21 protein-coding genes are annotated in these 25,139 nt (G+C 72.8%); 12 read left to right on the top strand and 9 right to left on the bottom strand.

Annotation, left to right across the window (positions count from 1 at the left end):
* Positions 1 to 260: 260 nt before the first annotated feature.
* Positions 261 to 2,597, bottom strand: coding sequence for an ATP-binding cassette domain-containing protein (locus ACH4E8_RS28330; RefSeq protein ID WP_398453373.1), 2,337 nt, complete (start codon positions 2,595 to 2,597; stop codon positions 261 to 263).
* Positions 2,598 to 2,825: 228 nt separating this feature from the next.
* Here ACH4E8_RS28330 and ACH4E8_RS28325 point away from each other — a divergent pair, with 228 nt between their 5' ends.
* Entirely contained in the window at positions 2,826 to 4,280 is a 1,455-nt protein-coding gene (locus tag ACH4E8_RS28325; protein WP_398453370.1) for a glyceraldehyde-3-phosphate dehydrogenase, read from the top strand.
* Positions 4,281 to 4,335: 55 nt separating this feature from the next.
* Here the strand turns inward: ACH4E8_RS28325 and ACH4E8_RS28320 are convergent, their stop codons facing one another.
* Positions 4,336 to 5,571: a cytochrome P450 gene (locus ACH4E8_RS28320; RefSeq protein WP_398453367.1), complete on the bottom strand. Its 1,236-nt coding sequence runs from the start codon at positions 5,569 to 5,571 to the stop codon at positions 4,336 to 4,338.
* Positions 5,572 to 5,751: 180 nt separating this feature from the next.
* Positions 5,752 to 6,588 (bottom strand): class I SAM-dependent methyltransferase, encoded by an 837-nt coding sequence (locus ACH4E8_RS28315; protein WP_398453364.1) that lies wholly within the window; start codon positions 6,586 to 6,588, stop codon positions 5,752 to 5,754.
* Between the two features lie 78 nt (positions 6,589 to 6,666).
* Here ACH4E8_RS28315 and ACH4E8_RS28310 point away from each other — a divergent pair, with 78 nt between their 5' ends.
* The 3 genes from ACH4E8_RS28310 to ACH4E8_RS28300 all read left to right on the top strand — a co-directional run bounded on the left by ACH4E8_RS28310 (position 6,667) and on the right by ACH4E8_RS28300 (position 8,905).
* The gene (locus ACH4E8_RS28310; protein WP_398453362.1) at positions 6,667 to 7,260 is read left to right on the top strand and encodes a TetR/AcrR family transcriptional regulator; all 594 of its coding nucleotides are present in this window, start codon (positions 6,667 to 6,669) and stop codon (positions 7,258 to 7,260) included.
* A 176-nt stretch (positions 7,261 to 7,436) separates the two neighbouring features.
* Entirely contained in the window at positions 7,437 to 8,462 is a 1,026-nt protein-coding gene (locus tag ACH4E8_RS28305) for a zinc-binding alcohol dehydrogenase family protein (protein WP_398453359.1), read from the top strand.
* A gap of 101 nt (positions 8,463 to 8,563) precedes the next feature.
* Complete coding sequence (locus ACH4E8_RS28300) at positions 8,564 to 8,905, top strand: hypothetical protein (RefSeq protein WP_398453356.1); 342 nt, start codon at positions 8,564 to 8,566, stop codon at positions 8,903 to 8,905.
* 76 nt (positions 8,906 to 8,981) lie between these two features.
* On the opposite strand, the gene ACH4E8_RS28295 is transcribed toward ACH4E8_RS28300, so the two are convergent.
* The 4 genes from ACH4E8_RS28295 to ACH4E8_RS28280 all read right to left on the bottom strand — a co-directional run bounded on the left by ACH4E8_RS28295 (position 8,982) and on the right by ACH4E8_RS28280 (position 13,408).
* A complete protein-coding gene (locus tag ACH4E8_RS28295) occupies positions 8,982 to 10,229 on the bottom strand; it encodes a hypothetical protein (RefSeq protein ID WP_398453353.1) in 1,248 nt (415 codons plus the stop codon).
* Positions 10,230 to 10,432: 203 nt separating this feature from the next.
* Positions 10,433 to 10,663 carry a hypothetical protein gene (locus tag ACH4E8_RS28290; RefSeq protein ID WP_398453350.1) on the bottom strand — a complete coding sequence of 77 codons (231 nt, stop codon included), beginning with the start codon at positions 10,661 to 10,663 and terminating at the stop codon, positions 10,433 to 10,435.
* Between the two features lie 165 nt (positions 10,664 to 10,828).
* Complete coding sequence (locus ACH4E8_RS28285) at positions 10,829 to 12,253, bottom strand: amino acid permease (protein ID WP_398453475.1); 1,425 nt, start codon at positions 12,251 to 12,253, stop codon at positions 10,829 to 10,831.
* 159 nt (positions 12,254 to 12,412) lie between these two features.
* Positions 12,413 to 13,408: a hypothetical protein gene (locus tag ACH4E8_RS28280; RefSeq protein WP_398453347.1), complete on the bottom strand. Its 996-nt coding sequence runs from the start codon at positions 13,406 to 13,408 to the stop codon at positions 12,413 to 12,415.
* Between the two features lie 630 nt (positions 13,409 to 14,038).
* Between ACH4E8_RS28280 and ACH4E8_RS28275 the strand changes: the two genes are divergently transcribed.
* Together ACH4E8_RS28275 and ACH4E8_RS28270 are read left to right on the top strand one after the other, a co-directional pair.
* On the top strand, positions 14,039 to 15,538 hold the full coding sequence (locus tag ACH4E8_RS28275; RefSeq protein ID WP_398453344.1) for a bifunctional transcriptional activator/DNA repair enzyme AdaA: 1,500 nt from the start codon (positions 14,039 to 14,041) through the stop codon (positions 15,536 to 15,538).
* A 185-nt stretch (positions 15,539 to 15,723) separates the two neighbouring features.
* Positions 15,724 to 15,909, top strand: coding sequence for a hypothetical protein (locus ACH4E8_RS28270; protein WP_398453342.1), 186 nt, complete (start codon positions 15,724 to 15,726; stop codon positions 15,907 to 15,909).
* Positions 15,910 to 15,945: 36 nt separating this feature from the next.
* Here ACH4E8_RS28270 and ACH4E8_RS28265 read toward each other — a convergent pair whose 3' ends face one another.
* Positions 15,946 to 16,563 carry a TetR/AcrR family transcriptional regulator gene (locus ACH4E8_RS28265; protein WP_398453339.1) on the bottom strand — a complete coding sequence of 206 codons (618 nt, stop codon included), beginning with the start codon at positions 16,561 to 16,563 and terminating at the stop codon, positions 15,946 to 15,948.
* Positions 16,564 to 16,649: 86 nt separating this feature from the next.
* Here ACH4E8_RS28265 and ACH4E8_RS28260 point away from each other — a divergent pair, with 86 nt between their 5' ends.
* The gene (locus tag ACH4E8_RS28260; protein ID WP_398453336.1) at positions 16,650 to 18,182 is read left to right on the top strand and encodes an AMP-binding protein; all 1,533 of its coding nucleotides are present in this window, start codon (positions 16,650 to 16,652) and stop codon (positions 18,180 to 18,182) included.
* The gene (locus ACH4E8_RS28255) at positions 18,179 to 18,964 is read left to right on the top strand and encodes a crotonase/enoyl-CoA hydratase family protein (protein ID WP_398453333.1); all 786 of its coding nucleotides are present in this window, start codon (positions 18,179 to 18,181) and stop codon (positions 18,962 to 18,964) included. Before ACH4E8_RS28260 ends, ACH4E8_RS28255 begins: the two co-directional genes overlap by 4 nt.
* Positions 18,965 to 19,018: 54 nt before the next feature.
* Here the strand turns inward: ACH4E8_RS28255 and ACH4E8_RS28250 are convergent, their stop codons facing one another.
* Positions 19,019 to 20,287, bottom strand: coding sequence for a ricin-type beta-trefoil lectin domain protein (locus tag ACH4E8_RS28250; RefSeq protein WP_398453330.1), 1,269 nt, complete (start codon positions 20,285 to 20,287; stop codon positions 19,019 to 19,021).
* Between the two features lie 327 nt (positions 20,288 to 20,614).
* Between ACH4E8_RS28250 and ACH4E8_RS28245 the strand changes: the two genes are divergently transcribed.
* The 4 genes from ACH4E8_RS28245 to ACH4E8_RS28230 all read left to right on the top strand — a co-directional run bounded on the left by ACH4E8_RS28245 (position 20,615) and on the right by ACH4E8_RS28230 (position 25,131).
* Positions 20,615 to 21,250, top strand: coding sequence for an HAD family hydrolase (locus ACH4E8_RS28245; RefSeq protein ID WP_398453327.1), 636 nt, complete (start codon positions 20,615 to 20,617; stop codon positions 21,248 to 21,250).
* Positions 21,251 to 21,713: 463 nt separating this feature from the next.
* On the top strand, positions 21,714 to 22,214 hold the full coding sequence (locus tag ACH4E8_RS28240; RefSeq protein ID WP_398453324.1) for a hypothetical protein: 501 nt from the start codon (positions 21,714 to 21,716) through the stop codon (positions 22,212 to 22,214).
* Positions 22,184 to 23,623, top strand: a complete 1,440-nt coding sequence (locus ACH4E8_RS28235) for a hypothetical protein (protein ID WP_398453321.1) — start codon at positions 22,184 to 22,186, stop codon at positions 23,621 to 23,623. The genes ACH4E8_RS28240 and ACH4E8_RS28235 overlap by 31 nt, the downstream gene beginning before the upstream one ends.
* Positions 23,620 to 25,131 carry a VWA domain-containing protein gene (locus tag ACH4E8_RS28230; RefSeq protein ID WP_398453318.1) on the top strand — a complete coding sequence of 504 codons (1,512 nt, stop codon included), beginning with the start codon at positions 23,620 to 23,622 and terminating at the stop codon, positions 25,129 to 25,131. Before ACH4E8_RS28235 ends, ACH4E8_RS28230 begins: the two co-directional genes overlap by 4 nt.
* The last annotated feature ends 8 nt before the right edge of the window (positions 25,132 to 25,139 follow it).

The raw sequence follows: 25,139 nt of genomic DNA, 5'->3' as shown, positions 1-25,139 counted from the left end.
CGCTGCTGATGGATCTTGCTGGGCTCGTGTGGCCTGGCACCATGCCTCTCCCCCGTAGCCGTTCGGGCACGGGAGGTGCCCCCACCCTGTGCCCTGAGGGCACGGGAGGTACCCCCACCGCATTGACTCCCTCCTCCGCTGGGGTCCCCCCCCGTGCCCGCAGGGCACAGGGGGAGATCCACGGCACCAGACCCCTCCCCCTACGCCCGAAGGGCGTGGGGGGACCCCCACCTGATCCAGCCTGATCCATCAGCAGCGCCCTAGCCGCCGTTGACGTACGCCCGAAGATGACGCGCGGTCAGGGTGTCGCCGTCGCTGACGAGTTGACGCGGGGTGCCGGTGAAGACGACCTCGCCGCCGTCGTGGCCGCCGCCCGGTCCGATGTCGACGATCCAGTCGGCGTGGGCCATCACCGCGAGGTGGTGTTCGATCACGATGACCGAGTTGCCGCCGTCCACCAGTCGGTCGAGCAGCGCCAGCAACTTGTCGACGTCGGCCAGGTGCAGTCCGGTGGTCGGCTCGTCGAGGACGTACGTCGACGCCTTCTCCGCCATGTGGATGGCGAGCTTCAGCCGCTGGCGCTCACCGCCGGAGAGGGTGTTCAGGGGCTGGCCGAGCCGCAGGTAGCCGAGGCCCACGTCGGCGAGCCGGCCGAGGACGGCGTGCGCCTGGCCCGAGGGGAAGAACTCGTACGCCTCCTTCACCGGCATGTCCAGGACCTCGCTGACGTTCTTGCCGCGCAGCCGGTAGGTGAGGACCTCCGGGGTGTAGCGCTTGCCCTCGCACTTCTCGCAGACCGTGCTCACGCCGGCCATCATCGCCAGGTCGGTGTAGATGAGCCCGGCGCCGTTGCAGGCGGGACAGGCGCCCTCGGAGTTGGCGCTGAACAGGGCCGCCTTGACTCCGTTGGCCTTGGCGAAGGCGGTGCGCACCGAGTTGAGCAGGCCGGTGTACGTCGCCGGGTTGGAGCGGCGCGAACCGCGGATGGGGGACTGGTCGGCCACCACCACCCCCTCGCGGCCGGAGAGGTACCCGTGGACGAGGGAGCTCTTTCCGGAGCCGGCGACGCCGGTGACCACGGTCAGCACGCCGAGGGGCACGTCCACCGAGACGTTCTTCAGGTTGTGCAGCGTGGCGTTCTCGATCGACACGTGCCCGGTGGGGCGGCGCACCGCGTCCCGCAGGGCGGCCCGGTGGCCGAGGTGGCGGCCGGTGAGGGTGGGGGAGGAGCGCAGTCCGGCGACGTCGCCCGCGTAGCCGATCACGCCTCCCTCGGTGCCGGCGCCGGGCCCGAGGTCCACCACGTGGTCGGCGATCGAGATGACGTCGGGCTTGTGCTCGACCACCAGGACCGTGTTGCCCTTGTCGCGCAGCCGCAGCAGCAGCCCGTTCATCCGCTGGATGTCGTGCGGGTGCAGTCCGGTGGTCGGCTCGTCGAAGACGTACGTGACGTCCGCGAGCGGTGAGCCGAGGTGCCGGACCATCTTGACCCGCTGGGACTCGCCGCCGGAGAGGGTGGAGGAGGTGCGGTCCAGGCTGAGGTAGCCGAGGCCGATCTCCACCAGGGAGTCCAGCAGTTGGCCCAGGTTGGCCAGGAGCGGTGCCACGGCGGGCGCGTCCAGCTTGTGCACGAAGGCGGCCAGGTCGTTGATCTGGAGGGCGGCGCACTCGGCGATGTTCAACCCGCCGATGCGACAGTCCAGCGCGGTGCGGTTGAGGCGGGCGCCGGCGCACTCCGGGCACTCGCCGAAGACGACGGCCCGGTCCACGAAGGCGCGGATGTGGGCCTGCATCGCCTCGCGGTCCTTGGCCAGGAAGCTGCGGTGGATGCGCGGTACGAGCCCCTCGTACGTGAGGTTGCTGGAGCCCACCTTGATCTTGGTCGTCGGCTTGTGCAGCAGGTCGGCGAGTTCCGCCTCGGTGAAGTCGGCGACCTTCTTGTCCGGGTCGTAGAAGCCCGATTCGGCCATCACCTGCCACTGCCAGGAGTCCACCGCGAAGCCGGGGACGGTGATCGCGCCCTCGCGCAGCGACTTGGACCGGTCGACGACCTGGTCGAGGTCGACGTCGGATATTCGACCGATGCCCTCGCACCGCGGGCACATGCCCTCGGCGTTGTTGAAGCCGAAGTGGTGCGAGGGGCCCACGTACGGCTCGCCGAGGCGGCTGAAGACGATCCGCAGCATGGTGTACGCGTCGGTGGCGGTGCCCACCGTGGAGCGGGAGTTGGCGCCCATGCGCTCCTGGTCGACCACGATCGCGGCGCTGAGGTTGCGCAGCGCGTCCACGTCGGGCCGGCCGACCGAGGGCATGAACGACTGGACGAAGCTGGTGTACGTCTCGTTGAACAGGCGCTGCGACTCGGCGGCGATGGTGCCGAAGACGAGGGACGACTTGCCGGAGCCGGAGACGCCGGTGAAGACGGTGAGCCGGCGCTTGGGGAGGTCGACGGAGACGTTGCGGAGGTTGTTCTCCCGGGCTCCGCGGACCTCGATGAGGTCATGGCTGTCGGCGAGGCGGGGGGCGGCGTCCGGTGCACTGGGGACCGGGGCGCCGGTGTCGTGGTCGTAGGGGCCTTCGGGACCTGCGGCGGGCATGGCTGAGCTCTCTCCTCTGGCGCTCTGGGGAGAAACGCGGGAATCCGCTGGATGCGCGCTGCCCACTGTACACAGTTACTGGATACACCGTACGCAGATAACTCCTCGGCGCGGGTGCGGGGATCGCGCGCGGACGCGGGTGACGGGGGGTGTTTGAATGCTCAAAGGAGCGTGTGGTTAACATGTGAGCGCCGCATGTGAGCGCCACCTAGCTCGAAAGATAGGCCCGTGACTGTCAACGAGGACTCGTTCACCAACTGGAAGAACCGCGAGGAGATCGCGGAGGCGATGATCCCGATCATCGGGAAGCTGCAGCGCGAGCGGGACGTCACCGTCCTGCTGCACAGCCGCTCCCTGGTGAACAAGTCGGTGATCAGCATCCTCAAGGCCCACCGCTTCGCCCGGCAGATCGCCGGCGAGGAGCTGTCGGTCACCGAGACGATGCCGTTCCTCCAGGCCCTCACCGGGCTGGACCTCGGCCCGTCCCAGATCGACCTCGGCATGCTCGCCGCGCTCTACCGCACCGACGGGCGCGGCCTGTCGGTCGAGGAGTTCACCGCGGACGCCGTCGCCGGCGCCACCGGGGCGAACAAGATCGAGTGCCGCGAGCCGCGCGACGTCGTGCTCTACGGCTTCGGCCGCATCGGCCGCCTCGTCGCCCGCCTCCTGATCGAGAAGGCGGGCTCCGGCAACGGACTGCGGCTGCGCGCCATCGTGGTGCGCCGCGGCTCCGGCGAGCCCGGCGACGACCTGGTCAAGCGCGCTTCGCTGCTGCGTCGCGACTCCATCCACGGCCAGTTCCAGGGCACCATCACCGTGGACGAGGCGACCAGCACCATCACCGCCAACGGCAACGAGATCAAGGTGATCTACGCCGGCGACCCGACCGAGGTCGACTACACGGCGTACGGCATCAAGAACGCCATCCTGATCGACAACACCGGCAAGTGGCGCGACCGCGCGGGGCTGTCGAAGCACCTGCGCCCCGGCATCGACAAGGTCGTGCTGACCGCCCCGGGCAAGGGCGACGTCCCGAACATCGTGCACGGCGTCAACCACGACACGATCAAGCCGGACGAGCAGATCCTGTCCTGCGCCTCCTGCACCACCAACGCGATCGTCCCGCCGCTGAAGGCGATGGCGGACGAGTTCGGCGTGCTGCGCGGCCACGTGGAGACCGTCCACTCGTTCACCAACGACCAGAACCTGCTGGACAACTTCCACAAGTCCGAGCGCCGCGGTCGCTCCGCGCCGCTGAACATGGTGATCACCGAGACCGGTGCCGCCTCCGCCGTCGCCAAGGCGCTGCCCGACCTCAACGCGCGGATCACCGGCAGCTCCATCCGGGTCCCCGTCCCGGACGTGTCCATCGCCATCCTCAGCCTGCGGCTGGGCCGCGAGACCACCCGCGAAGAGGTGCTGGACCACCTCCGCAACGTCTCGCTGACCTCCCCGCTGAAGCGGCAGATCGACTACACCAGCGCGCCGGACGCCGTGTCGAGCGACTTCATCGGCTCCCGGCACGCCTCGATCGTGGACGCCGGCGCCACCAAGGTCGAGGGCGACGACGCGATCCTCTACCTCTGGTACGACAACGAGTTCGGCTACTCGTGCCAGGTCATCCGGGTCGTCCAGCACGTCTCCGGGGTGGAGTACCCGACGTACCCGGCGCCCGTCGTCTGATCGAGCGGGTCCCGGTGGGGGCGCGGCAGGCCGAACGGCCCGCCGCGCCCCTTCGTCATGCTGGCGCCCCTGGCGCCAGCACGGCCGGCACGCTGCGGTGACCGTTGGAGAGGAAGGACGGCACCGGACGGAGTTCGGCCGCCGGGACCGCGAGCGCCAACCGCGGAAAGCGGTCCAGGGCCGTCCGCAGGGCGATGGCGCCCTCCAACCGGGCCAGGGCCGCGCCGAGGCAGACGTGGACCCCGTGGCCGAACGTCAGATGGGACCGGTCGACCCGGGCCGGGTCGAAGCGGTCCGCGTCCGGCCCGTACGCGTCCGGGTGGGTGTTCGCCGCGCTGTAGGCGGCGAGGATCGCCTCGCCCGTCCGGATCGTGACGCCGTCGGGCAGGTCGATGTCCACCGTGGCGAACCGCATCGGCAGGAAGGGGACGGGGGCCTGCCAACGCAGGGTCTCCTCCACCACGTCCTCGTACGACACCGCGCCCGCGAGGAGCGCGGACCGCTGCTCGGGGTGGGTGAGCAGTGCGACGAACGCGTGGTCGATCAGATTGATCGTGGTCTCGTAGCCGGCGCTGACCATCAGCATGAGGCTGTCCACCAGTTCGCCGTCGCTCAGCCCGGTGCCGTCGCCCTCGGTGTCCCTGGCGTCGATCAGGCGGGTGGTGAGGTCGTCGCCGGGGCTGCTCCGCTTCTCGTCGATCAGCTCCGTCAGCGTCTTACGGAAGGCCAGGGTGTTGGCCTCGGCCTCCGCTCCGGTGAGGGTGCTGTCGAAGACGCCGTCGACCATGCTGCGGAAGCCGTTGGCCCGTTCGTCCGGCAGTCCGAGGAGGTGGCTGATCACCCGGATCGGCAGCGGGGCGGCGAAGCGCTCGCGCAGGTCCACGACCGTCCCGGGAGGCTCGGCGGCGAGTTCGTCGAGGAGGTCGCCGGCGATCGCCTCGATCCGAGGGGCGAGGGCGGCGATCCGGCGGCCCGCGAAGGCCGGGGAGATCAGCCGCCGCAGGCGCCGGTGGTCGGCGCCGTACGCGGTGAACATGTTCCGCACCCCGACCCAGAGGTTCAGGGGCCAGTCCCGGGTCTCGTCGGGGTAGCGCGGCCAGTGCTGCACGGCGTCCTTGGAGATGCGGCCGTCCATCAGCAACTGCTTCAACAACGTGCGGTCGCTGACCGCCCACACCTTTTCGCCGAGGACGTCGACGCGGGTCAGCGGGCCGCGCTCGCGCAGGGCGGCGTCCTCGCCGCGCCGGTCGGCAGCGGTCGGATCGAGCACTAAGGGTCTTTGACGGTCCATGCACCGGCTCCTTCGCGGTGAATCGGTACACGGCGGTGGGACGGTGCCGCCGCGGTACCGGCGGGCCCGGTGGACGGGCCCGACCACCGGAAGTACTTCCCCCAGAGGGCACGGCGTACCCCCGCGCCGATCCGTACGGCGCGACCGGTGCGGCGACCGGTGACCGATGCGGCCGGGGCGTCAGCCGCCGTCCCGGGCCAGCGCCGTCACCGCCACCGTGGCGTAGCGCATCGTGAAGCTGCCGCCCCGCGCGTCGACCGCGGCGCCGACCGCGTCCAGCACCGCGGCCAGCGCGGACGCGGGGAGCCGGGTGAAGGCGCCCTGGGTGGGCAGTTGGTCGAGCCAGGCGTCCTTGGTGTACGTCCGCTCCCAGTCGTGCCGCCACTGCGCCGGCTCCGTGAAGGCGCCCGTCGCCCGGATCCCCGCCACGGCACTGCCGACCAGGGTCCCGTACCCGTCGGCCGTGCCCCGCCCGAGGGCCCGTACGCCGAAGGGGGCGTCCGGCAGCGTGCGGCAGGCTTCGGTGACCGCGTCCGCCAGGTCCGGCGGGAGTTCGAAGGAGTTCCAGAACGGCGCCAGCAGACCGCCAGGACGCAGGGTGCGCGCGGCCTTGACGGCGCCCGCGACCGGGTCGACCCAGTGCCACGCCTGGCCGGCGACGACCGCGTCGTACGTCAGCCCGGCCGGGTCCCAGTCCTCGAACGTCGCCTCCTCCACCACGACCTTCGACCGCCGTGCCAGGTCGGCCATGCGGGGGTCGGGCTCGACGCCGAGCACCTGGCAGCCGGCGCCCAGGAGCTGTCGGGCGACGATGCCGGTGCCGCAGCCGACGTCGACGACGTGCGGAGGGCCGGGGGAGTGCGCCAGATCGAGGATCCGGCGCACCAGGGCGTCGGGGTAGCGGGGGCGGGCGCGGTCGTAGCGGGTGGCGTCCGCGCCGAAGGAGCGGGCCACCGGGTGCTGCCGATGAGGCTCGCCGGCCCCGGCGCGCTCGGGCCCCGAAGGTATAGTGGGCATCTGCCCACTATGAGTGGGCGTTCGCCCACTGGTCAATCGTCGAGGGCGGAATCGAGCCGGGACGGAAGGAGGCCGCGGGTGCCGACCGGAGTGGCGCTGCACGACCCGCGCCAACAGCTCTTCGACGCCGCCGAGCGCGTGCTGCTGCGCGCCGGCCCGAACGCACTGACCAGCCGGGCCGTCACCGAGGAGGCCGGCTGCGCCAAGGGCGTGCTGCACCGGCACTTCGCCGACTTCGACGCCTTCCTCGCCGAACTCGTGCGGGACCAGACCGCCCGCGTCCGGGAGCGGTCCGCCGCCCTGCGTGCGGCGGCCGGGACCGGGACGGTCGTCGACCGCCTCACGACGGCGCTGACCGAGGTCTTCGGGCCCGTCGCCGTGGCCCTGGTCGCCCTGGTCACCTCCCGTGACGGCCTGCGCGCCCGGCTGCGCGAGGACGCGCCGACGGGCGTCCCGCTGCTCACCGAGGCCGCCGCCGGGCTCGCCGGGTACCTCGAAGCCGAGCGCGACCACGGCCGGATCGAGCCCACCGCCGACGTCGACGTCCTCGCTCCCACCCTGATCGGCGCCGGACACCTCCTCTTCGCCGACCGGACCGGGGCCGCGCCGCAGCCCGCGGAGGTCCGCAAGGTGGTGGTCGGGGTGATCGCCACGACAGTGCGGGAGCCTTAGCTCGTGTCCGCGAAGTCCTGTGCGCTTCCCTTGGTGCCTCTGGACGCAGCAGCCGTGCCCTGGGGGAACGCGCACGGGGCGTTACGGGCCCGAGCTCGGGCCCGTACGTGGCCGGCGCCGGCCACGTGTGATCGACTGGGAAAGGGGACCGCCGGGGGGAAGGCGGAGGTGAAGCGATGGCCGCGCTCCTGCCCGACTCCACCGTGGCCTGGGTCGTCGAGCGGCCCGCACCGGCCGCCGAGCACCCGCTGCGCCGCGTGCGCCGCCCGCTCGCCGGCCCGGGCCCGCACGACCTGCTGATCGAAGTCAGCGCCTGCGGGGTCTGCCGGACCGACCTCCACCTCGCGGAGGGCGACCTCGCCCCGCACGTCGAACAGTGCACCCCGGGGCACGAGGTCGTGGGACGGGTGATCGCGGCCGGTGACGACGCGGCCGGCTTCGCGCCGGGCGACCGGGTCGGCGTGGCGTGGCTCGCCGGCACCTGCGGCACCTGCCCGTACTGTCGCACCGGACGGGAGAACCTGTGCCCCCGGTCCCGCTACACCGGCTGGGACCTGCACGGCGGATACGCGCGGTACACCGTTGCCGACGCGCGCTACGCCTACCACCTGCCCGACGGCGTGCCCGACGAGGAGATCGCGCCCTGGCTGTGCGCCGGCATCATCGGATACCGGGCGCTCAACCGCGCCGAGTTGCCCGACGGGGGGCGGCTCGGGATCTACGGATTCGGGGCGTCCGCCCATCTGACGGCCCAACTCGCCATCGCGCGGGGCGCCACCGTCCACGTCCTCACCCGCGGCGGAGCCGCCCGGGACCTCGCACTCGACCTCGGCGCCGCCTCCGCGCGCGGCCCCCGGGACGCCCCGCCGGAACCGCTCGACGCGGCGATCCTCTTCGCCCCGGTCGGCGACCTGGTCCCGGTCGCGCTCGCCGCGTTGGACCGCGGCGGCACCCTGTCCGTCGCCGGCATCCACCTCACCGACGTGCCCGTGCTCTCCTACCAGCGGCACCTGTTCCAGGAGCGGACGTTGCGCAGCGTCACCGCGAACACCCGGGAGGACGGCCGCGCCTACCTCGCGGAGGCGGCCCGGCACCGGCCCCGGGTGCACGTCCAGCGCTACCCGATGGGCCGGGCCGACCAGGCGCTCGCCGACCTGGCGGCGGGCCGCTTCACCGGCGCCGCCGTCCTGCATCCGGAGTGAGGCCGGGCCCGTGCGGTGGACGGGCCGAGGCGCCCGGATCGTCGTAGCGTGGAGTGGGGGCAGCGGATGCACCGGCATCCTGAGGTACGGAGGTGAGGGCGGTGAAGGCCCACCACCTGAACGCTCGGGAGCAGCGGCTGTTGGAGGAGACGGAACGGCACCTGACCGGGGACCGGAGCCTGCGGTGGCGGCTGCGGCTGCTGGGCGGCGCATGTCGAGCGCGGCATCTGCAGGCCGCTGCGCTCCCGGGCCGCTGGGCCCTCGCCGTGGCCGCCGTGGTCTCGCTGGTCCTGCTATTCACCGGGATCGCGACCGGCAACGCCGGGGTCATCTGGGCCTTCGCCCTCTGCTGGCTGGTGACGTGGGGCGTGGTGCTGCGCGTCGCGTACCGCTGGGCCACCACGCACCTGGGCTCCGACGACAAACGGAAGCCCTACGTCTGAGCCCCCCGCACTCATGGGTGGACGGGACGGGCGGAGCGGACGTGCAGCACCGCCCGTCCCGTCCCGTGCGCCGGCGTCAGGACGGGTTCAGCTTGATCGCGAACCCGTTGAAGATGGCCCAGACGTCGACCCAGGCCACCCCGCCGCTGCACTCCTTGGCGGCGTTGCACCCGGTGCCGTAGCTGATGATGCCGTTGAGCTGGCGGGAGTTCGGGTCGTTGATGGTGATGACCGGTCCGCCGCTGTCGCCGCCGCGGCCGACGACGCCGCCGGCGTGCGGCACGCCGTAACTGCCCCACACCGTCGTTCCGTTGACGGGCCAGTTCGCGTTCCCCGCGTACACGGTGCGGATGTTGCACACGACCTTGGAGTTGTAGCCGAGCTGACAGGTGAAGTCGTTCACGGCGACGTTGCGCACCCCGTTGAGGTAGCGGGTGTAGCCCTGGGCGTCGACGCCGTCCCAGGTGTAGCGGTTGGTCCGGGTCTCGATGAAGGCCGAGTCGATCTCGGGGCGCTTGTACTTGACCTGGCCGACGTAGTTGCCGCCGAGGGTGTTGACGTGGTCGTTGACGTTGTAGCAGTGGCCGGCGGTCACCAGCCACTGCCGGCCGTCCCAGGTGCTGATCGCCGGGATGCCGCTGGTGCACTGGGAGCGGCCGCCGAAGCCGGGGCCGAGCGCTGCGCCCGCGTAGAACGGCGCGTAGTCGTTCTCCCGGCTCAGCGCCGCGGATGGCGTGCCGGCGCTCACCGCGACGGGGGTGGCCGCCGTTGACTCGCGCTGCGCGGCCACCGCCGGCGAGGCGAAGTGGCGCCGGGCCGCAGCGGGGTCGTCCACGGCGAGCCGGATCGTCCCGCCGTCGACCGAGGCGCCCGCCAGGGTGATGGCGAACGGCAGGTCCTTGCGGCTGGTCAGCGCGGTCATCTCGGCCATCAGCGCGGTCCGCGTCTTCTTGCCGCGGCGGATCTCGATGAGACCGGTGTCCACTGCGGGGGCGCTCTTGCGCACCGCGGACAGGAACCGGCCCCCCTTGCTCACGTTGGTCAGATAGACCCGGACGGAGCGGTAGTCGGGCGCCAACTCGACCTGCGTGTAGACGTCCGCCCCGGCGCCCTGACCCACCTGGGCCGCGGCGTCCGCCGCCGCCCGCAGCGGCGCCAGCACCTTCCCCTGCTGCTCCGGGCTCATCGCCGCGAGCGCGTCAGCGGACAGCGGTCGGTCCTCGGACGGCGGTCGGTCGTCCTCGGCGTGCGCGGCCACGGTCATCAGCGGGAGCAGGGCCAGGGCCCCCGCCACGGCGATGTGGCGCCGCAGTGCGCTCTTCATTCGTCCCCCTCACCGACCCCGCCGCAGCGAGGTCCCCTCTGTGGTCGCCCGGGAGGGTAATCAGCTCCATCAGGGTCGCCTAGGGCGATTTACGGTCGTTCCCGGCAACAGGTGAGAGCCCCGACGGAACGTGATCCTCCGGACAGATGAGGTCATGGGGGCGCACCGCGACGCCCTTCGACGGGACCCGACGCCAGCGCCCGTCACAGCGACCGCTCGTCGTACGGCACCGGTTGGAGCCGGGTCACCAGCGAGAAGAACGCGGCCTCGTTGCCCGCCATGCCGAGGGCGTCCAACGCCTCGTCCGCCTCGGCCATGGGCGCGGTCAGCAAGGGCAGCGCCGGCACGGGTCGCTGCCCGTCGTCGAGCACCGCCCGGGTGGCGCTGAGCAGCCGTACGTACGCCTGTGCCGCGGCGAGTTCAAGATCGGTCATGTCCTGGCCTTCCCCCTCGAAAAGGTGCTGGGCCGTCAAGTCTGTCGCGCACCACTGACAATCGGGCCTGACGGCTCGCCCGGGACGCTGCTCCACGGGGGCGAAGACGCCGAAAGGGCCCGGTTCCACGCGCGGAACCGGGCCCCGGGGGGACGGTGCGACGACTCAGACGATCTGGTCGGAGATCTCGGCCTGCTCACGGGCCGAACCGTACGACTGCGGCGTGCTGTACGAGCGGCGCGCCACGAACCACCAGATCGTGGCCAGGGTGAGCACGGAGACCAGCGCGACCGATGCGTAGTTCATCGTGTCGACGGTCACCGGGTTGGTCTGGGGCAGCAGGAACAGCACGGTCACGCAGACCACCCACGCCACGGCGACCCATCCGATGGGCTTGCTCCACTTGCCCAGCGTCCAGGGCCCCGGCTCGAACCGGTCGCCCGCCCGCAGCTTCAGATAGACCGGGATGATGTACGCCGGCGTGATGCCGATGACGTTGATCGCGGTCACCGCGCCGTACGCCGTCGTCGACCACAGCGACGGCAGGGCGAGCACGGCCGCGAAGCCCACCGCCAGCCACACGGCCGGCACCGGCGTCTGCGTCCGGCGGCTCACCTTCCGCCACAGCGTGGAGCCCGGCAGCGCGTTGTCCCGGCTGAACGCGAACACCATGCGGCTGGCCGCGGCGACCTCGGCGTTGCCGCAGAAGAGCTGCGCCACGATCACCACCAGCAGCAGCGCCGCGGCCCCGTTCGACCCCAGCGCGTCCAGCAGGATCTGTGCCGGTGGCACGCCCGTCTCGCTGTTCAGCGCCCCGTCGTAGTCCTGGATGGCGAAGGTGAGCGCCATCAGCAGCACGAAGCCGGCGATCCAGGAGGCCCAGATCGCGCGGACGATGCCGCGGGCCGCGGTCACCGAGGCGTTCGACGTCTCCTCCGACAGGTGCGCGGAGGCGTCGTACCCGGAGAAGGTGTACTGGGCGAGCAGCAGGCCGATCGCCGCGACGTAGAAGGGGTTCTCCCACCCGGTGTTGTTCACGAACTCGGTGAACACGAACTCCGGCGACTGGTGGCTGTCCGGAATGATCACGATGGCGCCGACGATCAGGGCGACACCGCCGATGTGCCACCACACGCTGATCGAGTTCAGCACGCTCACCAGCTTCACCCCGAAGAGGTTGAGCGTGGCGTGCAGCAGCAGGATCCCGAGGAAGATCAGGAAGGTGGACTCGGGCGTCGGATCGAAGCCGAACTGGAGGTTGAGGAAGGCGCCGAGGAAGAGCGCCGCGCCGTAGTCGATGCCCGCGATGGCGCCCAGCAGCCCCAGCAGGTTCAGCCAGCCGGTGTACCAGCCCCACTTGCGCCCGCCGAGTCGGTCGGCCATGTAGTACAGCGCGCCGGAGGTGGGGTACGCGCTGGTGACCTCGGCCAGCGCCATGCCGACGCAGAGCACGAACAGGCCGACGCCGGCCCAGCCCCAGAGCATGACCGCAGGGCCGCCGGTGTTCATGCCGAAGCCGTACAGCGTCATGCACCCGGAGAGGATGGAGATGACGGAGAAGCTGATGGCGAAGTTGCCGAAGCCCCCCATCCGGCGCGCCAGCACCGGCTGGTAGCCGAGCTCCCTGAGCCGTTCCTCCTCGTCGAGCACGGGCTTCTGGCCGGCGCCGGCCGACCATCTGGGTGGGGATATGGACACGGTGGAACCTCCGGGGGAAAGGTGGTCGCACTGAACGGTCGGTGGCGCGGGTCAGTAGCCCGCGTCACGTGCGGCGGTGAAGCACCGGCTGCGCGCCCTGAGGAAGATCTCCTCCGCCAGGGTCGGGTCGCCGGGGTTCTGGGAGCGGTACTGCCAGGGCGGAGCGGTGTAGTACGGCCCCAGCGCGTCGAAGACGCGGGCGGCTTCGACGAAGCGCCCCGCGCCCCACAGGGCGTGGGCCAGGTGGTTCAGGTCGAGCAGCGACGACGAGACCGGGTCGGTGCGGGCGAACCAGCCCTCCAGGGCGAGCATCGCCTCCCGGATGGCGTCCTCCGTGACCCAGTGCAGGTCCAGGGCGCGCTCGTGGCCCCGGTCACGTCGGTACCGCTCGACCCGGACGAACAGCGGCAGCACCAGCAGCGCGGAGCCCGCAGGCGCCGAAGAGGCCGCCCACTGGACGAAGTTGACCGCCTCCGACAGGTGCCCGCCGGACCTGCGCCCGTACACGAACTGGAGCATGCGGTGGTACGCCTCGCGGTTGTACGGGTCGCGGCGGTGCGCCTCGGCGAGCAGGCCCCACGGCCCGGGGAACAGCATGGGGCCCGGCGGCACCTGCCGGTGCTCCTCCAGGCGCTGCTTCTCGTCGAGTTGGGCCAGCGCGAGCAGGCACACCCACGGCACCGGGTCGTTCGGTCCGTGCTGTGCCGCGACCCGGCACGCCTCCCACGCCTCGTGCCACAGCTCCTGGGTGCGGGGGTGGTTCTCCCGGTGGGCCCGCAGGGCGCGCTCGACCGCGACCCGGCACTGCATGACGATGGCCGCGAGCGACTCGGGCTCTTCGGCGCGCCACGCCTGTACGGCGTCGGAGCCGGCGGCGACGGCGGCGAGGACTTGGGTCCGCTGGGTCCACAACCCCCAGACGGGGGTGTTGTTCAGGAGGTTCCGCATCGACAACCAGCGACCGGTCCGTAAGTCCTGGAGCGCGGCGCGCAACTCGTTGTCGTGGCCGGCCGGGTGGTAGACGGGGCGGAACTGGTCGGGGGCCATCAGCTCCTCGCCGTGCCCGCAGGGGCACACCCGCGAGATGGAGTGCGGCGACACAATTGTCTGAAAGTGGTCGTCATGGGTCCCCTTGGGGAGGGTGGGGGGTGGTTGCGGTGGGTGGAGACCCTGCTCCACTCCCGTTTGCGCGCCGATCTTACTCAACCAAGCGATTACGACAAGAAGTTGAGGCCATTCGGCCATCTGTCGAGACAACAGCCCCATATGCAGGGAGGTTTGGACGTAGGTCAAGGGGATTGACGGACTCGTGCGGGCGCTGACGAGCCGTCGAAGGCGTCAAGGCCACGGGTCGAACGGGCAGGCTCGGGCCGGCCGTCGGTCGCGAGCCCCGCAAGGGGAAAGCGTTATCCATTGAGTGGGTCTGGCCGGAAAACGCCCAAGCGCTGAACCCTTTGACCTGGCGGTCGAGCGGGCTGCGGCCCGACCCTCGACCTTCCCGGTGGAGCCTTCGTGGCGTGCGTACGGGTGTGCGAAGGTCGGCCGGGCGGTGCGGGGCTCAGGCTACGGGGCGGCTCCGACGGCCGGAAGCCGCCCCGGGCCGCCTCTGCCGGCCACCGCGACGTCCCGTCCGATTTCCGCCAGCACCAGCGGCCGGAAGCCGCTCATACTGGCCGCATGACGACGGTAGAGGACAGCAGGTACACGGCGGTGACTAGCAGGGACGCCCGCTTCGACGGGGTGTTCTTCTTCGCGGTCTCCACCACCGGGATCTACTGCCGCCCGAGCTGCCCCGCGGTCACCCCCAAGCGGCAGAACGTGACCTTCTACCGCACGGCCGCCGCAGCTCAGGGCGCCGGCTACCGGGCCTGCCGGCGCTGTCGCCCCGACGCCGTCCCCGGATCCCCCGAGTGGAACGTCCGCGCCGACCTCGTCGGCCGCGCGATGCGGCTGATCGGGGACGGGGTCGTCGACCGCGAAGGAGTCGCGGGCCTCGCCGACCGCCTCGGCTACAGCGCCCGCCAGGTGCAGCGCCAGCTCACCGCGGAGCTCGGCGCCGGCCCCATCGCCCTCGCCCGCGCCCAGCGCGGGCACACCGCGCGCGTGCTGCTCCAGACCACCACGCTCCAGGCCGCGGAGATCGCCTTCGCGGCCGGCTTCAAGAGCATCCGCCAGTTCAACGACACCATGCGCGCCATCTACGCGGCCACCCCGAGCGAACTGCGGTCCGCGCGCCCAGGCCGCCCCTCGCGCGCCGGGCAGCTCGCCCCCGAGGGCGGCGGCCGGGCCGGGGTGTCGCTGCGGCTCGCGCACCGCGGCCCGTACGCCGCAGGGCAGGTCTTCGACCACCTCGCGGCCCGGGCCGTCACCGGCGTCGAGGAGGTCGTCGGAGCACCGGGCGGCCGGGTGTACCGGCGGACGCTGCGACTGCCCGGAGGGCCGGCGATCGCGGAGGTCAACGAGCGGCCGGGGCCCGCCTCGGGGTGGCTGGAGTGCCGTCTCCACCTCACCGACCTGCGGGACCTGACCACCGCCACCCAGCGGGTACGGCAGCTCTTCGACCTGGACGCCGATCCGTGTGCCGTCGCCGAACGGTTGGCCGCCGACCCGGCGCTCGCCCCGCTGGTCGCGGCCCGGCCCGGACTGCGCGCACCCGGCGCCGCCGACCCGCAGGAGGCGGCCGTGCGCGTCGTCCTCGGCGGGCAGGACCCGCTGGCGCGCGGGCGGGCGCTGGGTGCCCGGCTCGTCGCGGCCCACGGCCGGCCGCTGGCCGTACCCAGCGGAGGGCTGACGCACCTGTTCCCGACGGCGGACGACCTCGCCGGGGCGTCCCTCGACGAGGTCGATGAGTTCGACGGGTTCAGCGAGGGCGATGCGTTCGACGGGCGGCGTGGTGCGCTGCGGGCGCTGGCCGCAGCCCTCGCCGACGGGACCCTCGGCCTCGACGCCGGCGTGGACCGGGACGAAGCGGAGCGACGGCTCCTCGCCCTGCCCGGCCTCGACGCCTGGCACGCCGGCTCCATCCGGATGCACGCCCTCGGCGACCCGGACGTACTGCCGGCTGACGACGCGGCGCTGGCGGCCGGCGTCCGCCGCGCCGGCGCCGGGGCGACGGACCGGGAGCACTGGCGCCCCTGGCGCACGTACGCCGTGCACCACCTGTGGAACGCACCGTGACCGCCCGGGGCCGCGCCCGGCGAACGGGGCTTTGAGGGCACGCCCGGGGCCGCTCCGCGGCGGTCCCGGCGGCCGGGCCCGATGCGCGACCCAAGAGTAGGATTTTCGGTAGGAAGTTCCCTCGGGGCCCGACCTCGTTCGGGCCGGCACCGATTTCGCAGGTGTGGTTCCGGCAGGTGATGACCATGGCTGACGAAGAGTTCTACAAGCACGACAGACCGCCCAACCCGGAACTGCCGGAGGACCGGCCGCGCGGTCGCGGCAGCGGCCCGCCCGGCTTGCCGCTTCAGCACAGCACGGCGTGGAAGATCGCGATCGTGGTCCTCGCCATCGTCGTGGTGGTCGTCTTCGGCATCATGCTCTTCCCGTGACCCGAGCAGACCCCGTCTCGCGTGTGTCTGCGCCGCTCACGGGCCGGCCTCGGGTGCCCCGAGGAAGCGCTCCACCCAGAGTCGCAGCAACTCCTCGTCGAAGCCCGGCTCGTCCCTGAGCACGCTGGTCAGCGCCAGCCCTCGGTGCAGCACCAACAAGGACTCGCACAGCAGCGGGAAGTCCGCTCGCGCGGTGACGTCCGGCCCGAAGACCTGCGCCAGCACCTCGCGCTGCGCCGCGCCCACCTCGCGCTCCGCCGGCAGCAGCGCGCCCCTCAACAGCGGGTCGGTGCGGGCCGCGAGCCACAGCTCCAGGCCGGCCAGGAAGTGCGGACCGGACATCGCGCCACGCAGCAGGGCGAGGCCCCGCCCGCGGTCGTCCGTCTCCGCGGGCTCCAGGTGCGCCCGCAGTGCGGCGAGCCGGGCCTCGGCCACGTGGTGCGTCGCCGCAGCCAGCAGATCGGCCTTCGAGGCGTAGTGGTGCAGCAGCGCACCGCGCGAGATCCCCGCACGCTCCTGCACCCGCTGCGTCGTGGTGCCCGCGAACCCGTATTCGACGAGACACTCGACCGTGGCGTCGAGAAGGCGCTGACGCGTCTCCTCGCGGCGTTGACGCTGGGTACGGCGTGCAGTTCGGGGCGCAGTGGCGGGCATGGGCCGACGGTACGGCATCAACCGACCATCGATCGATCATACAAACAGTCTGGACGGACTGTAAGGTGCGGGGCTATCGTCCGGCCATGCTTGCCGTAGACCTGGTCCGCCTGGGCGCTGCGCGCTTCGCCGGACGTACCGCACTGACCTTCGGTGATCGATCCCTCAGCTATGCGGAGGTCGACGAGGCGGCCAACCGGATGGCCCACGTGCTCGCCGGGCTCGGCGCCGGCCGCGGCGGCAGAGTGGGCCTCCTGTTCGACAACGGACTGTGGTCCGTCCCCATCGACTTCGCCTGCCTCAAGGCGGGCGCGGCCCGGGTGCCGCTCAACACCCGCCTCGCCGCCGCCGAACACGCCCGCATGGTCCGCGAGACCCGGGTCGACGTGCTGGTGTACGCACCAGAACTTGCCGAACACGCCCATGAGGTGGCGGCAGCGCTGCCCGGACTCACCCCGGTGAGCATCGGCCCGTCCGCCGCCGGCGACGACCTCGACCTGCTGGCCGCCATGCGGGAAGCCAGCCCGGCCGACCCCCGGGTCCGCGCCGAACCGGACGACGTCGTCCTCGTCCTGTACACCTCGGGCACCACCGGCACCCTCAAGGCCGCCCGGCACACCCAGCGCAGCTACGCCGCGATGGTCGCGAACGTCCTCACCAACGCGTTCTCACCGGGCCGCGACGACGTGATGCTGCACGCCGCCTCCCTCATCCACGCCAGCGGCACCTTCGTCCTGCCGATCTGGCTGCGCGGCGGCGTCTCCGCGGTGCTGCCCGGCTTCGACCCCGACTCCTACCTGACCGCCATCGCACGTCAAGGCATCACCGCCGTCAACCTCGTGCCCACCATGCTGAGCATGGTCTTCGCCGGCGGGCGGGCCGAAGGCGCCGACCTCGGCCGGCTCCACACCGTCATCTACGGCGCCAGCCCCATGCCCCGCCCCCTGATCGAACGCGCCCTCGACGCCTGGGGACCCAAGTTCGTGCAGTACTACGGACAGACCGAGGCGCCGCTGTGCATCACCGCCCTGGACAAGGCCGACCACGTCGAGGGCGGGGACCTGCTGGGAGCGGCCGGACACCCCGCGGTCGACGCACGGGTGGCGCTCACCGACGACGAGGGCGTCCCGGTCGGCACCGGCGAGATCGGCGAGGTCCGGGTCAAGAGCGCCTTCACCATGGCCGGATACCACCAGGCGCCGGAGCTGACCGCGCAGACGCTCACCCCCGACGGCTGGATCCGCACCCGCGACCTCGGCCGCTTCGACGACCGCGGCTACCTCCACCTCGTGGACCGCAGCAGCGACATGATCGTCACCGGCGGGTACAACGTCTACCCGCGGGAGGTGGAGGACGTGCTCGCCGCCCACCCCGCCGTCGCCCAGTGCGCCGTCGTCGGCGCGCCCGACCCCACCTGGGTGGAGGCCGTCACCGCTTTCGTCACCCTCAGGCCCGGCGCCACGACGGCGGAGGAGGCCCTGCGCGACCACGTCCGAGCCCGGCTCGCCGGCTACAAGGTGCCCAAGGCCGTCCACTTCGTCGACGCCATCCCGCTCTCCCCGGTCGGCAAGGTGCTGCGCCGAGCCCTGCGCGACCCGCTGTGGGAGGGCGCGCGATGAGCGGGAGCGACGCGGCGGTGCGCGTGGAGCGCGACGGGCCCGTGCACACCGTCGTCCTCGCCCGGCCCGCGGTCCGCAACGCGGTCGACGGCCCCACCGCGGCCGCGCTCGCCGCCGCCTTCCGGGCCTTCGACGCCGACCCGGACGCCGCCGTCGCCGTGCTGTGGGGCGAAGGCGGCACCTTCTGCTCCGGTGCCGACCTCACCGCGATCGGCACCGACCGCGGCAACCGGGTCCAAGAGGCGGGCGACGGACCGATGGGCCCCACCCGGATGAGCCTGACGAAACCGGTCGTCGCGGCGGTCGCCGGGCACGCCGTGGCCGGGGGACTGGAACTCGCGCTCTGGTGCGACCTACGGGTCGTCGAGGAGGACGCCGTCTTCGGCGTGCACTGCCGCCGCTGGGGCGTGCCGCTGATCGACGGCGGCACGGTCCGGCTGCCGCGGCTGATCGGGGAGAGCCGGGCCATGGACCTGATCCTGACGGGCCGTCCGGTGCCGGCGCCGGAGGCGTACGCGATGGGACTCGCCAACCGGCTCGTCCCTGTCGGGGAGTCCCGGGCCGCAGCCGAACACCTGGCCCGCGAGATCGCCGCCTTCCCCCAACTGTGCCTACGCAGCGACCGCCGGTCGGTGCTCGAACAGCACGGGCTGCCCGAGGCCCAGGCGCTGGCGCTGGAGTTCCGGCACGGGCGGGTCCCGCTGGAAGCCGGCGAGACGCAGGCGGGCGCGGCCCGCTTCGCCGCCGGCGCTGGCCGCCACGGCTCCTTCACCGACGGATGAGCACGGGACGGACCCAGGACCACGACGACCCGAGCGCCCCGCGGCCCAGGCGCGTCAGCCCTTCCAACTCCAGTAGTCCTCGGGCCGCGGCGTCGTGCCGCACTGGGCGAGCACCAACTCAGGGCTGGTCCGATCGCGAGAGTCCCACCGCGCGGGCAGCTTCCGGTCGTCCTGGGCGAGACAGCGCCCTCCCATGCCCACCAGCCGCCAGGCGGTGCGCGTCCACGTCGCGCTGCGCCACGGATCCCGCGCCCACCGCTGTCCCGGGCTGCCCTCCCGACAGTGCTCCAACCGGACCGCGCCCGGTCCGCTGACGGTCAGACAGGCGCGGGACCGGTGCCGGGGCCTGACGGTGCCGTCGCTCCGCACCTCCCACTGCTGGGCCGCCGACCCGTCGCAGCCGTGCAGCCGGACTGCGGCCGTCGTCGCGGACCCGCCGTCGCCGTGCAGGCACTGTGCCGGGTCCCGGCCGGCGGCGTGCGTGGTGCGCCCGACGTCCGCCACGACCTCCCCGGGTCGCGGTGCCCGGTGCACCTGCTCGTACTGCCGGTGCGCCCATAGCCGCCAATCCTCCTTCAACGTGCCTTGGAACGGCGGCACGTTGGAGCAGGCGCCGCTGGGGCGGCAGCTGCGGTGGGCGAGGTACCAGCGCACCACCTCCTCCTTCTCCGCCACCTGCCCGGGGGACAGATTGGTCCGCAGCGGCGACATCGTGTAGCCGAGGTAGGCGGTGACGGGCACGCCGACGGCGTAGCCCGCCCGGCGCACGTAGCGGGCCGTGATGCCGTGGTCGCTGTGGTCGACGCCGCCGCCGAGGCCGAAGGCGAACGAGGCGTTGTCGTGGTCCATCGTCAGGACCCGCTCCGCGCCGCTCGCCCGGATCAGCGCGGACACCGCGGCCACCAGCGCGTCCTCGGTGTAGCGCGCACCGCCCCGGAAGGCCGCGACGGGGGACTGCCCCTCGAAGAGCCGGCGCAGGCTGTTCGCGTGCCCGCCGCCCGGCATGCCGTCGTGCAGGCCGAGGAAGGTCAGCCGGACATCGGCGTCTCGGTCCCGGTCCCGGTCCACCAGCCGGTACGAGCGCACCCGCACCCCGTCCGCCTGCACGTCGGCCCGCTCCCAGTCGTTCCCGGTCTCGGCCATCTCGGCGTACGCCGCCCGCACCCCGTACTCCCGGCGGTCCGCGTACTCCACCGCGTGCTCGCGGTTCTCGATGCCGCCGTCCCCCGCCGTGAGGTAGACGGTGTAGACACCGCACCCGGCCCGGACGGTCTCCCGGATCTCCGGCGTCAGGAAGAAGACGTCGTCGTCGGGGTGCGCCACGCCCACCAGCGTGCGGCGACACGGCGGCTCGGACCGTGCCGCAGGCGAGGACGGACTCCCGCTGGAACAGGCCGTGGCGAGCAGGGCGCAGAGCGACAGGACGGATGCGACCCACCGAGCGAGCGAGCCGGGTCGGCAGCGAGCGTACGGGGAACGCTGGGGACGTGGCTCCACCCGGGACCTCCTTGCACCGCGCCCCCCTTGCGCCGAGCCCCCTTGCGGATGATCACCGGCCGACCCGGGCGAAGCAACCGACGCGCCGCACCGCCCCCGCATGGCGGCCCGGCCCGCCTTGAACGGGCGGTCGCCCCGACGGAGGATCCCGGGATGACGACCTATGAACTGGTGTGGGACATGGACGGCACCCTGCTGAACACCACGGAGGTGGTGCCAGCGGCGTTCGTCCGCGCGGTGCGCACGCTCCGGGGGCCCGCGGCCGGAGCCGCGGACGTCGTCGCCGCGTACTGGCGGGGCACCCCGGAAGTCATCCTGGAGCACCTGGTCGGGCGGCCGCTGACGGCCGACGAGCACGAGGCGTACTACCGCGAACTCGACGGCATCGAGGTCACCCCTTACCCCGGCGTGGCCGAAGTCTTCGCCGAACTGGCCGCCCGCGGTCGACCCCGGGCCGTGTTCACCGGCGCCAGCACCCGCGCCGCACGCCTGCTGCTGACCGCCGCCGGCCTGGTGGCGGACGTGCTCGTCGGCGGCGACCGGGTCGGCGCGCCCAAGCCCGCGCCCGACGGAGTCCTCCTCGCCGCGCACGAGATCGGCGCGGCGGCCGGGGACGTGGCGTACGTCGGGGACTCGCCACTCGACCTACGGGCCGCGACGGCGGCCGGTAGCCGTGGCGTCGCGGCGGCGTGGGGCCACATGTACGACGCGACGGAGCCCGCGGACCTCACCCTCACCGACCCGCGCCACGCCCTCGCCCTCCTCACGGACCTACCCCGCCCGGTGTAGGACGTGTCTGCAACGCCCCGAGTGGCCCTTGCAGTAGAGCCACGGCCTCGGCGGACGCGGTGGTGGTGGGCTTTGTGCGCAGTTCCCCCGCAGTTAGACGACGGGGGAAGCGAAACAGGGGCGGGGAACTGCGCGAACAACCACGACGTACCCGCAGGGACCAACCCTCCCGCGGGGCAACGGCGGCGCCGTCTAGCGCACGACTCGCAGACGGGACTCCGCGGACACGCCCCGGCCGATGCGGGCCGCCCTCGCCCGGAGCTAGACGGTCGGCTGCCCCGCGCCCCGGAGCGACGGGTCAGGGCACGGGCGTGCCCCGCCCCGCGCCCCCGCGTCGCGGCCCACGACCCAGGCAGGGGCCGGTGGCGGCCGCATTGTCAGTGGGCGCCGCTAAGTTCGTACCCGTCCCCGCCGCTCTGGCGCGGACCCCCCTTTTTCGTGCTGCTGCAAAGGAGATGGTGCGTTGTCTGCCTGGGAGAGGTCGAGCACGGCGCGGGTCCTGCCGCCCGCGCGACCCCGCAAGCTCGCCAAGGTCCCCTTCGTCGAACTGGCCGACGGAAGGCTCCAGGGCGTGGTGTCCAGCGGATCGGACATCGGGCGCGTCTACGTGTCGTCCGTCGCCGCCGGTACGCACGCCTTCGCGTGCAGTACGAACAACAACCGCCCCTGCGGCGGCGCCAGGTACTCGTTCTGCAACCACGTCCGGGCCCTGATCAACGAGGCGGTGGTGCAGTACGGCGCCGAGCGCGTCGCCCGCTACCTGAAGGTCGACGTCGGCGACGAAGCCGTGACCGCCATCGCGCTCGCCGCGACGATGGACGGCCGGCACCAGTCGGGGGACACCGCCGCCGCGGCGCCCGTCTTCAGCCGGTTCCTGCGCCACCTCGCATATCTGGAACTCGCCCCGACCACCGCGCCGCTGCCGGAGATGCAGTGGTTCCCGTCGACGAGGGCGGTGGCGTGATGCGCACGGACGTCCTGGGCGCGCCCGGAGAACCGACGGGGATCGAAGGGCTCGACGAAGCCCTCGCGGCGGTCGACGCCTTCGACGCCGTCCTCGTCGCCGGGCTCCTCCGCCCGCAGCCGGCCCAGGCCGCCGGCCTGGCCGAACTCGCCGGTGCCGTCGCGGGGTCGCCGTTGGCCGCCAAGGTCGCCGAAGCGGCCGAGAAGGCCGCGGCGGGCAGCGCGGGCGAGGACCACGTCGTGGCGCTCGCCGCCGCGCGCACCGCCCTCCTCGGCGCCGTGCACGACGCCGTCGCGGCGCGCATCGCGGAAGCCACCGGCCGCCCCTTCGCCACCAGCGCCGACCGCCAGCCCGGGGGTTCGACAGCGCCCAATCTGCTGGCCGCCGCCCGGTCCTGGCTCACCGACCTGGCCCGCGTCGGCTGGCAGGGCATCGACCACGACCTGGTGTCCGGCGCGGCGCAGATCGTCTCCGCGCTGCTGCCCGACCCGGCGCCCGGCCCGCGTCGGCTGGCGACGCTCCTCGACGGCTTCGCCGCCGAACTCGCCGCGTCCTGCCCCGGCGCCGCCCTGGACCGGATCCCGGCCCGCCGTTGGGGCGACCTGTGGGCGCGCGGCGTGCTGCTGACGGTGCCCGGCGCCGCGGGGACCCCCGAGACCACCCCGGTCAGCGGACGACTGCTGCCGCTCGGCGTCGACGTACAGGAGCACGCGACCGCCGTGCAGGTCCAGGTGCACGCCGTCTTCGAGCCCGCCGACGGCACCCCGTCCCGGCTGGTGCGCGCCGGCGCTTCGGCGCCCAAGCCCGACACCGTCGTCGGCGCAGGTCTGTGGCAGCTGCTGCGTCCGCACTTCTCGCTCCTGACGGCCGTGGGCGAAGGCCGCTCCATGGAGGTCGTCGACATGGAGCTGACCGCCGACGGGGACTTCGTGTGGGACGACGGGCGCGCCCGGAGCGGCGGTCCCGCGGACCCCTTCGCCACCGCCCGGGTCGCCCTCGCGACCGCCACCGACACCGACTGCGCACCGCTGGAGCGGCACCCCGCGCGCATCGCCGTCCCCGTCTTCCTGGAGGGGTACGCGGTCCGCACGGACGAAGGCGCCGTGGAGTTCGAGACCGCAGGGCACGGCCTCGCCGTCGACACCGACCGCATTCCGACGGCCGGCCCGCTCACCCCGGAGGCCGTCGCGACCTCCAGCGCCTGCATCGGGCTGCTGCGCTGGGACGCCGGTCGGTTCCGCGTCCAACCCCTCGCCGTGGAGGCGACCGTACGGAAGAAGGCCGTCGCGCTGCACGCCGGTGGATGGGCCGGCGGCACGACGGACAAGGTCGGCGCCAAGGCCGAGAAGGCCGCGACCGACGCCGTGGCGGTGCTGCGCGAACGCGCGGGAAGGCTGCTGCGGAAATGACGGAGCACCAGACCGAGCACCAGATCGAGCACCGGGCGGAGCGACAGACGGGCTCGCCCACCGACGCGGCCGGCACCGAACAGGAACCGGGGTCGCCCGGCGCCGTGACCGCGCCGCAAGTCCCCGAGGACGCACACGACTTCCACGACAACCGTCGCCAGGTCCTCTACTGGCGGCTGCTGGCCCGCCTCTTCGACCCGGAGGAGCAGGCCGCACTGGAGTCGGCCAGCCTCGCCGTCGTCGAGGACAACGAACTGCCGCCCGCACTGCTGGACCCGCAGGCGTCGATCGACTCGATCGTGCAGCGCCACCCCGAGCTGGCCACCGAGTTCAACGGGCTGATGACCCCGGAGCCGGACGGCGAGGGACAGCGCGACCGGGCCGCGGAGGTACGGCGCGCGGCCCTGGTCTCCAAGGTCCTGCTGAACGTCTTCGCCCACGACGCCGGCACGGTCTCCGCCGGACAGCTCGCCCGCTGGCAGGCCGACGCGGGCTGGCTCGAAGTCGCCCTCGGCTGCCCGCGCGGCGGACTGCGCGGCGCCCGCGCCGCGGGCCGGGACGCCGCCCCGACCGGCAGCGGCCTCGGCGGTACCACCCCCGACCTCAGCCGGCTGATCCCGGAGATCGGCCCGGAACTCGGCGCCATCGAAGCCGACCTCGTCCGGCGCATGCACCTGCGCGAAGTGCTCGCCGACCCCCAGCTCTCGGCCCGGCTGACGCCGAGCATGTCCCTGATCGAGCAACTGCTGCGGGACAAGAACAACCTCTCCGGCGTGGCGCTCGCCAACGCCAAGGCCCTCATCCGCCGCTTCGTCGACGAGGTCGCGGAAGTCCTGCGCAGCCAGGTCGAGAAGGCCACGGTGGGCGCCATCGACCGGTCCGTCCCGCCCAAGCGCGTCTTCCGCAACCTCGACCTCGACCGCACCATCTGGAAGAACCTCACCAACTGGAGCCCGGAGGAGGAGCGGCTCTACGTCGACCGCCTCTACTACCGGCACACCGCCCGCAAGACCACTCCACAACGCCTCATCGTCGTCGTCGACCAGTCCGGTTCCATGGTCGACTCCATGGTGAACTGCACGATCCTCGCGTCCATCTTCGCCGGACTGCCGAAGGTCGACGTCCATCTGATCGCCTACGACACCCAGGCCCTGGACCTCACCCCCTGGGTGCACGACCCCTTCGAGACCCTGCTGCGCACCAACCTCGGCGGCGGCACGGACGGCACCGTCGCCATGGCCCTGGCCCAGCCGAAGATCGCCGAACCGCGCAACACGGTCGTGGTGTGGATCTCCGACTTCTACGAGTGGCGCAGCGAACCCCTCTTCGAGAGCATGGCCGCGATCCACCGCTCGGGCGCCAAGTTCATCCCCGTCGGGTCCGTGACCAGCTCCGGCCGCGGGAGTGTGAACCCCTGGTTCCGCGAACGGTTCAAAGACCTCGGCGCACCCGTGCTCTCCGGTCACATACGCAAGCTCGTCCACGAGCTGAAGACGTTCCTGACCTGAGCCGCCCC

It is taken from the genome of Streptomyces sp. NPDC017979 (genome assembly GCF_044328175.1).
In the GTDB taxonomy this organism is placed as follows: Bacteria; Actinomycetota; Actinomycetes; order Streptomycetales; family Streptomycetaceae; genus Streptomyces.
The sequence above is the reverse complement of the archived record's forward strand: the minus strand, read 5'-3'. Positions and strand labels throughout refer to the sequence as shown.

Coding starts and splice junctions, on each gene's coding strand:
- ACH4E8_RS28290 (WP_398453350.1), bottom strand. CDS start 10,663: ATGACCGATCTTGAACTCGCCGCGGCACAGGCGTACGTACGGCTGCTC.
- ACH4E8_RS28295 (WP_398453353.1), bottom strand. CDS start 10,229: ATGAAGAGCGCACTGCGGCGCCACATCGCCGTGGCGGGGGCCCTGGCC.
- ACH4E8_RS28245 (WP_398453327.1), top strand. CDS start 20,615: ATGACGACCTATGAACTGGTGTGGGACATGGACGGCACCCTGCTGAAC.
- ACH4E8_RS28270 (WP_398453342.1), top strand. CDS start 15,724: ATGGCTGACGAAGAGTTCTACAAGCACGACAGACCGCCCAACCCGGAA.
- ACH4E8_RS28260 (WP_398453336.1), top strand. CDS start 16,650: ATGCTTGCCGTAGACCTGGTCCGCCTGGGCGCTGCGCGCTTCGCCGGA.
- ACH4E8_RS28230 (WP_398453318.1), top strand. CDS start 23,620: ATGACGGAGCACCAGACCGAGCACCAGATCGAGCACCGGGCGGAGCGA.
- ACH4E8_RS28255 (WP_398453333.1), top strand. CDS start 18,179: ATGAGCGGGAGCGACGCGGCGGTGCGCGTGGAGCGCGACGGGCCCGTG.
- ACH4E8_RS28265 (WP_398453339.1), bottom strand. CDS start 16,563: ATGCCCGCCACTGCGCCCCGAACTGCACGCCGTACCCAGCGTCAACGC.
- ACH4E8_RS28275 (WP_398453344.1), top strand. CDS start 14,039: ATGACGACGGTAGAGGACAGCAGGTACACGGCGGTGACTAGCAGGGAC.
- ACH4E8_RS28305 (WP_398453359.1), top strand. CDS start 7,437: ATGGCCGCGCTCCTGCCCGACTCCACCGTGGCCTGGGTCGTCGAGCGG.
- ACH4E8_RS28315 (WP_398453364.1), bottom strand. CDS start 6,588: ATGCCCACTATACCTTCGGGGCCCGAGCGCGCCGGGGCCGGCGAGCCT.
- ACH4E8_RS28280 (WP_398453347.1), bottom strand. CDS start 13,408: ATGGCCCCCGACCAGTTCCGCCCCGTCTACCACCCGGCCGGCCACGAC.
- ACH4E8_RS28330 (WP_398453373.1), bottom strand. CDS start 2,597: ATGCCCGCCGCAGGTCCCGAAGGCCCCTACGACCACGACACCGGCGCC.
- ACH4E8_RS28320 (WP_398453367.1), bottom strand. CDS start 5,571: ATGGACCGTCAAAGACCCTTAGTGCTCGATCCGACCGCTGCCGACCGG.
- ACH4E8_RS28285 (WP_398453475.1), bottom strand. CDS start 12,253: ATGGGGGGCTTCGGCAACTTCGCCATCAGCTTCTCCGTCATCTCCATC.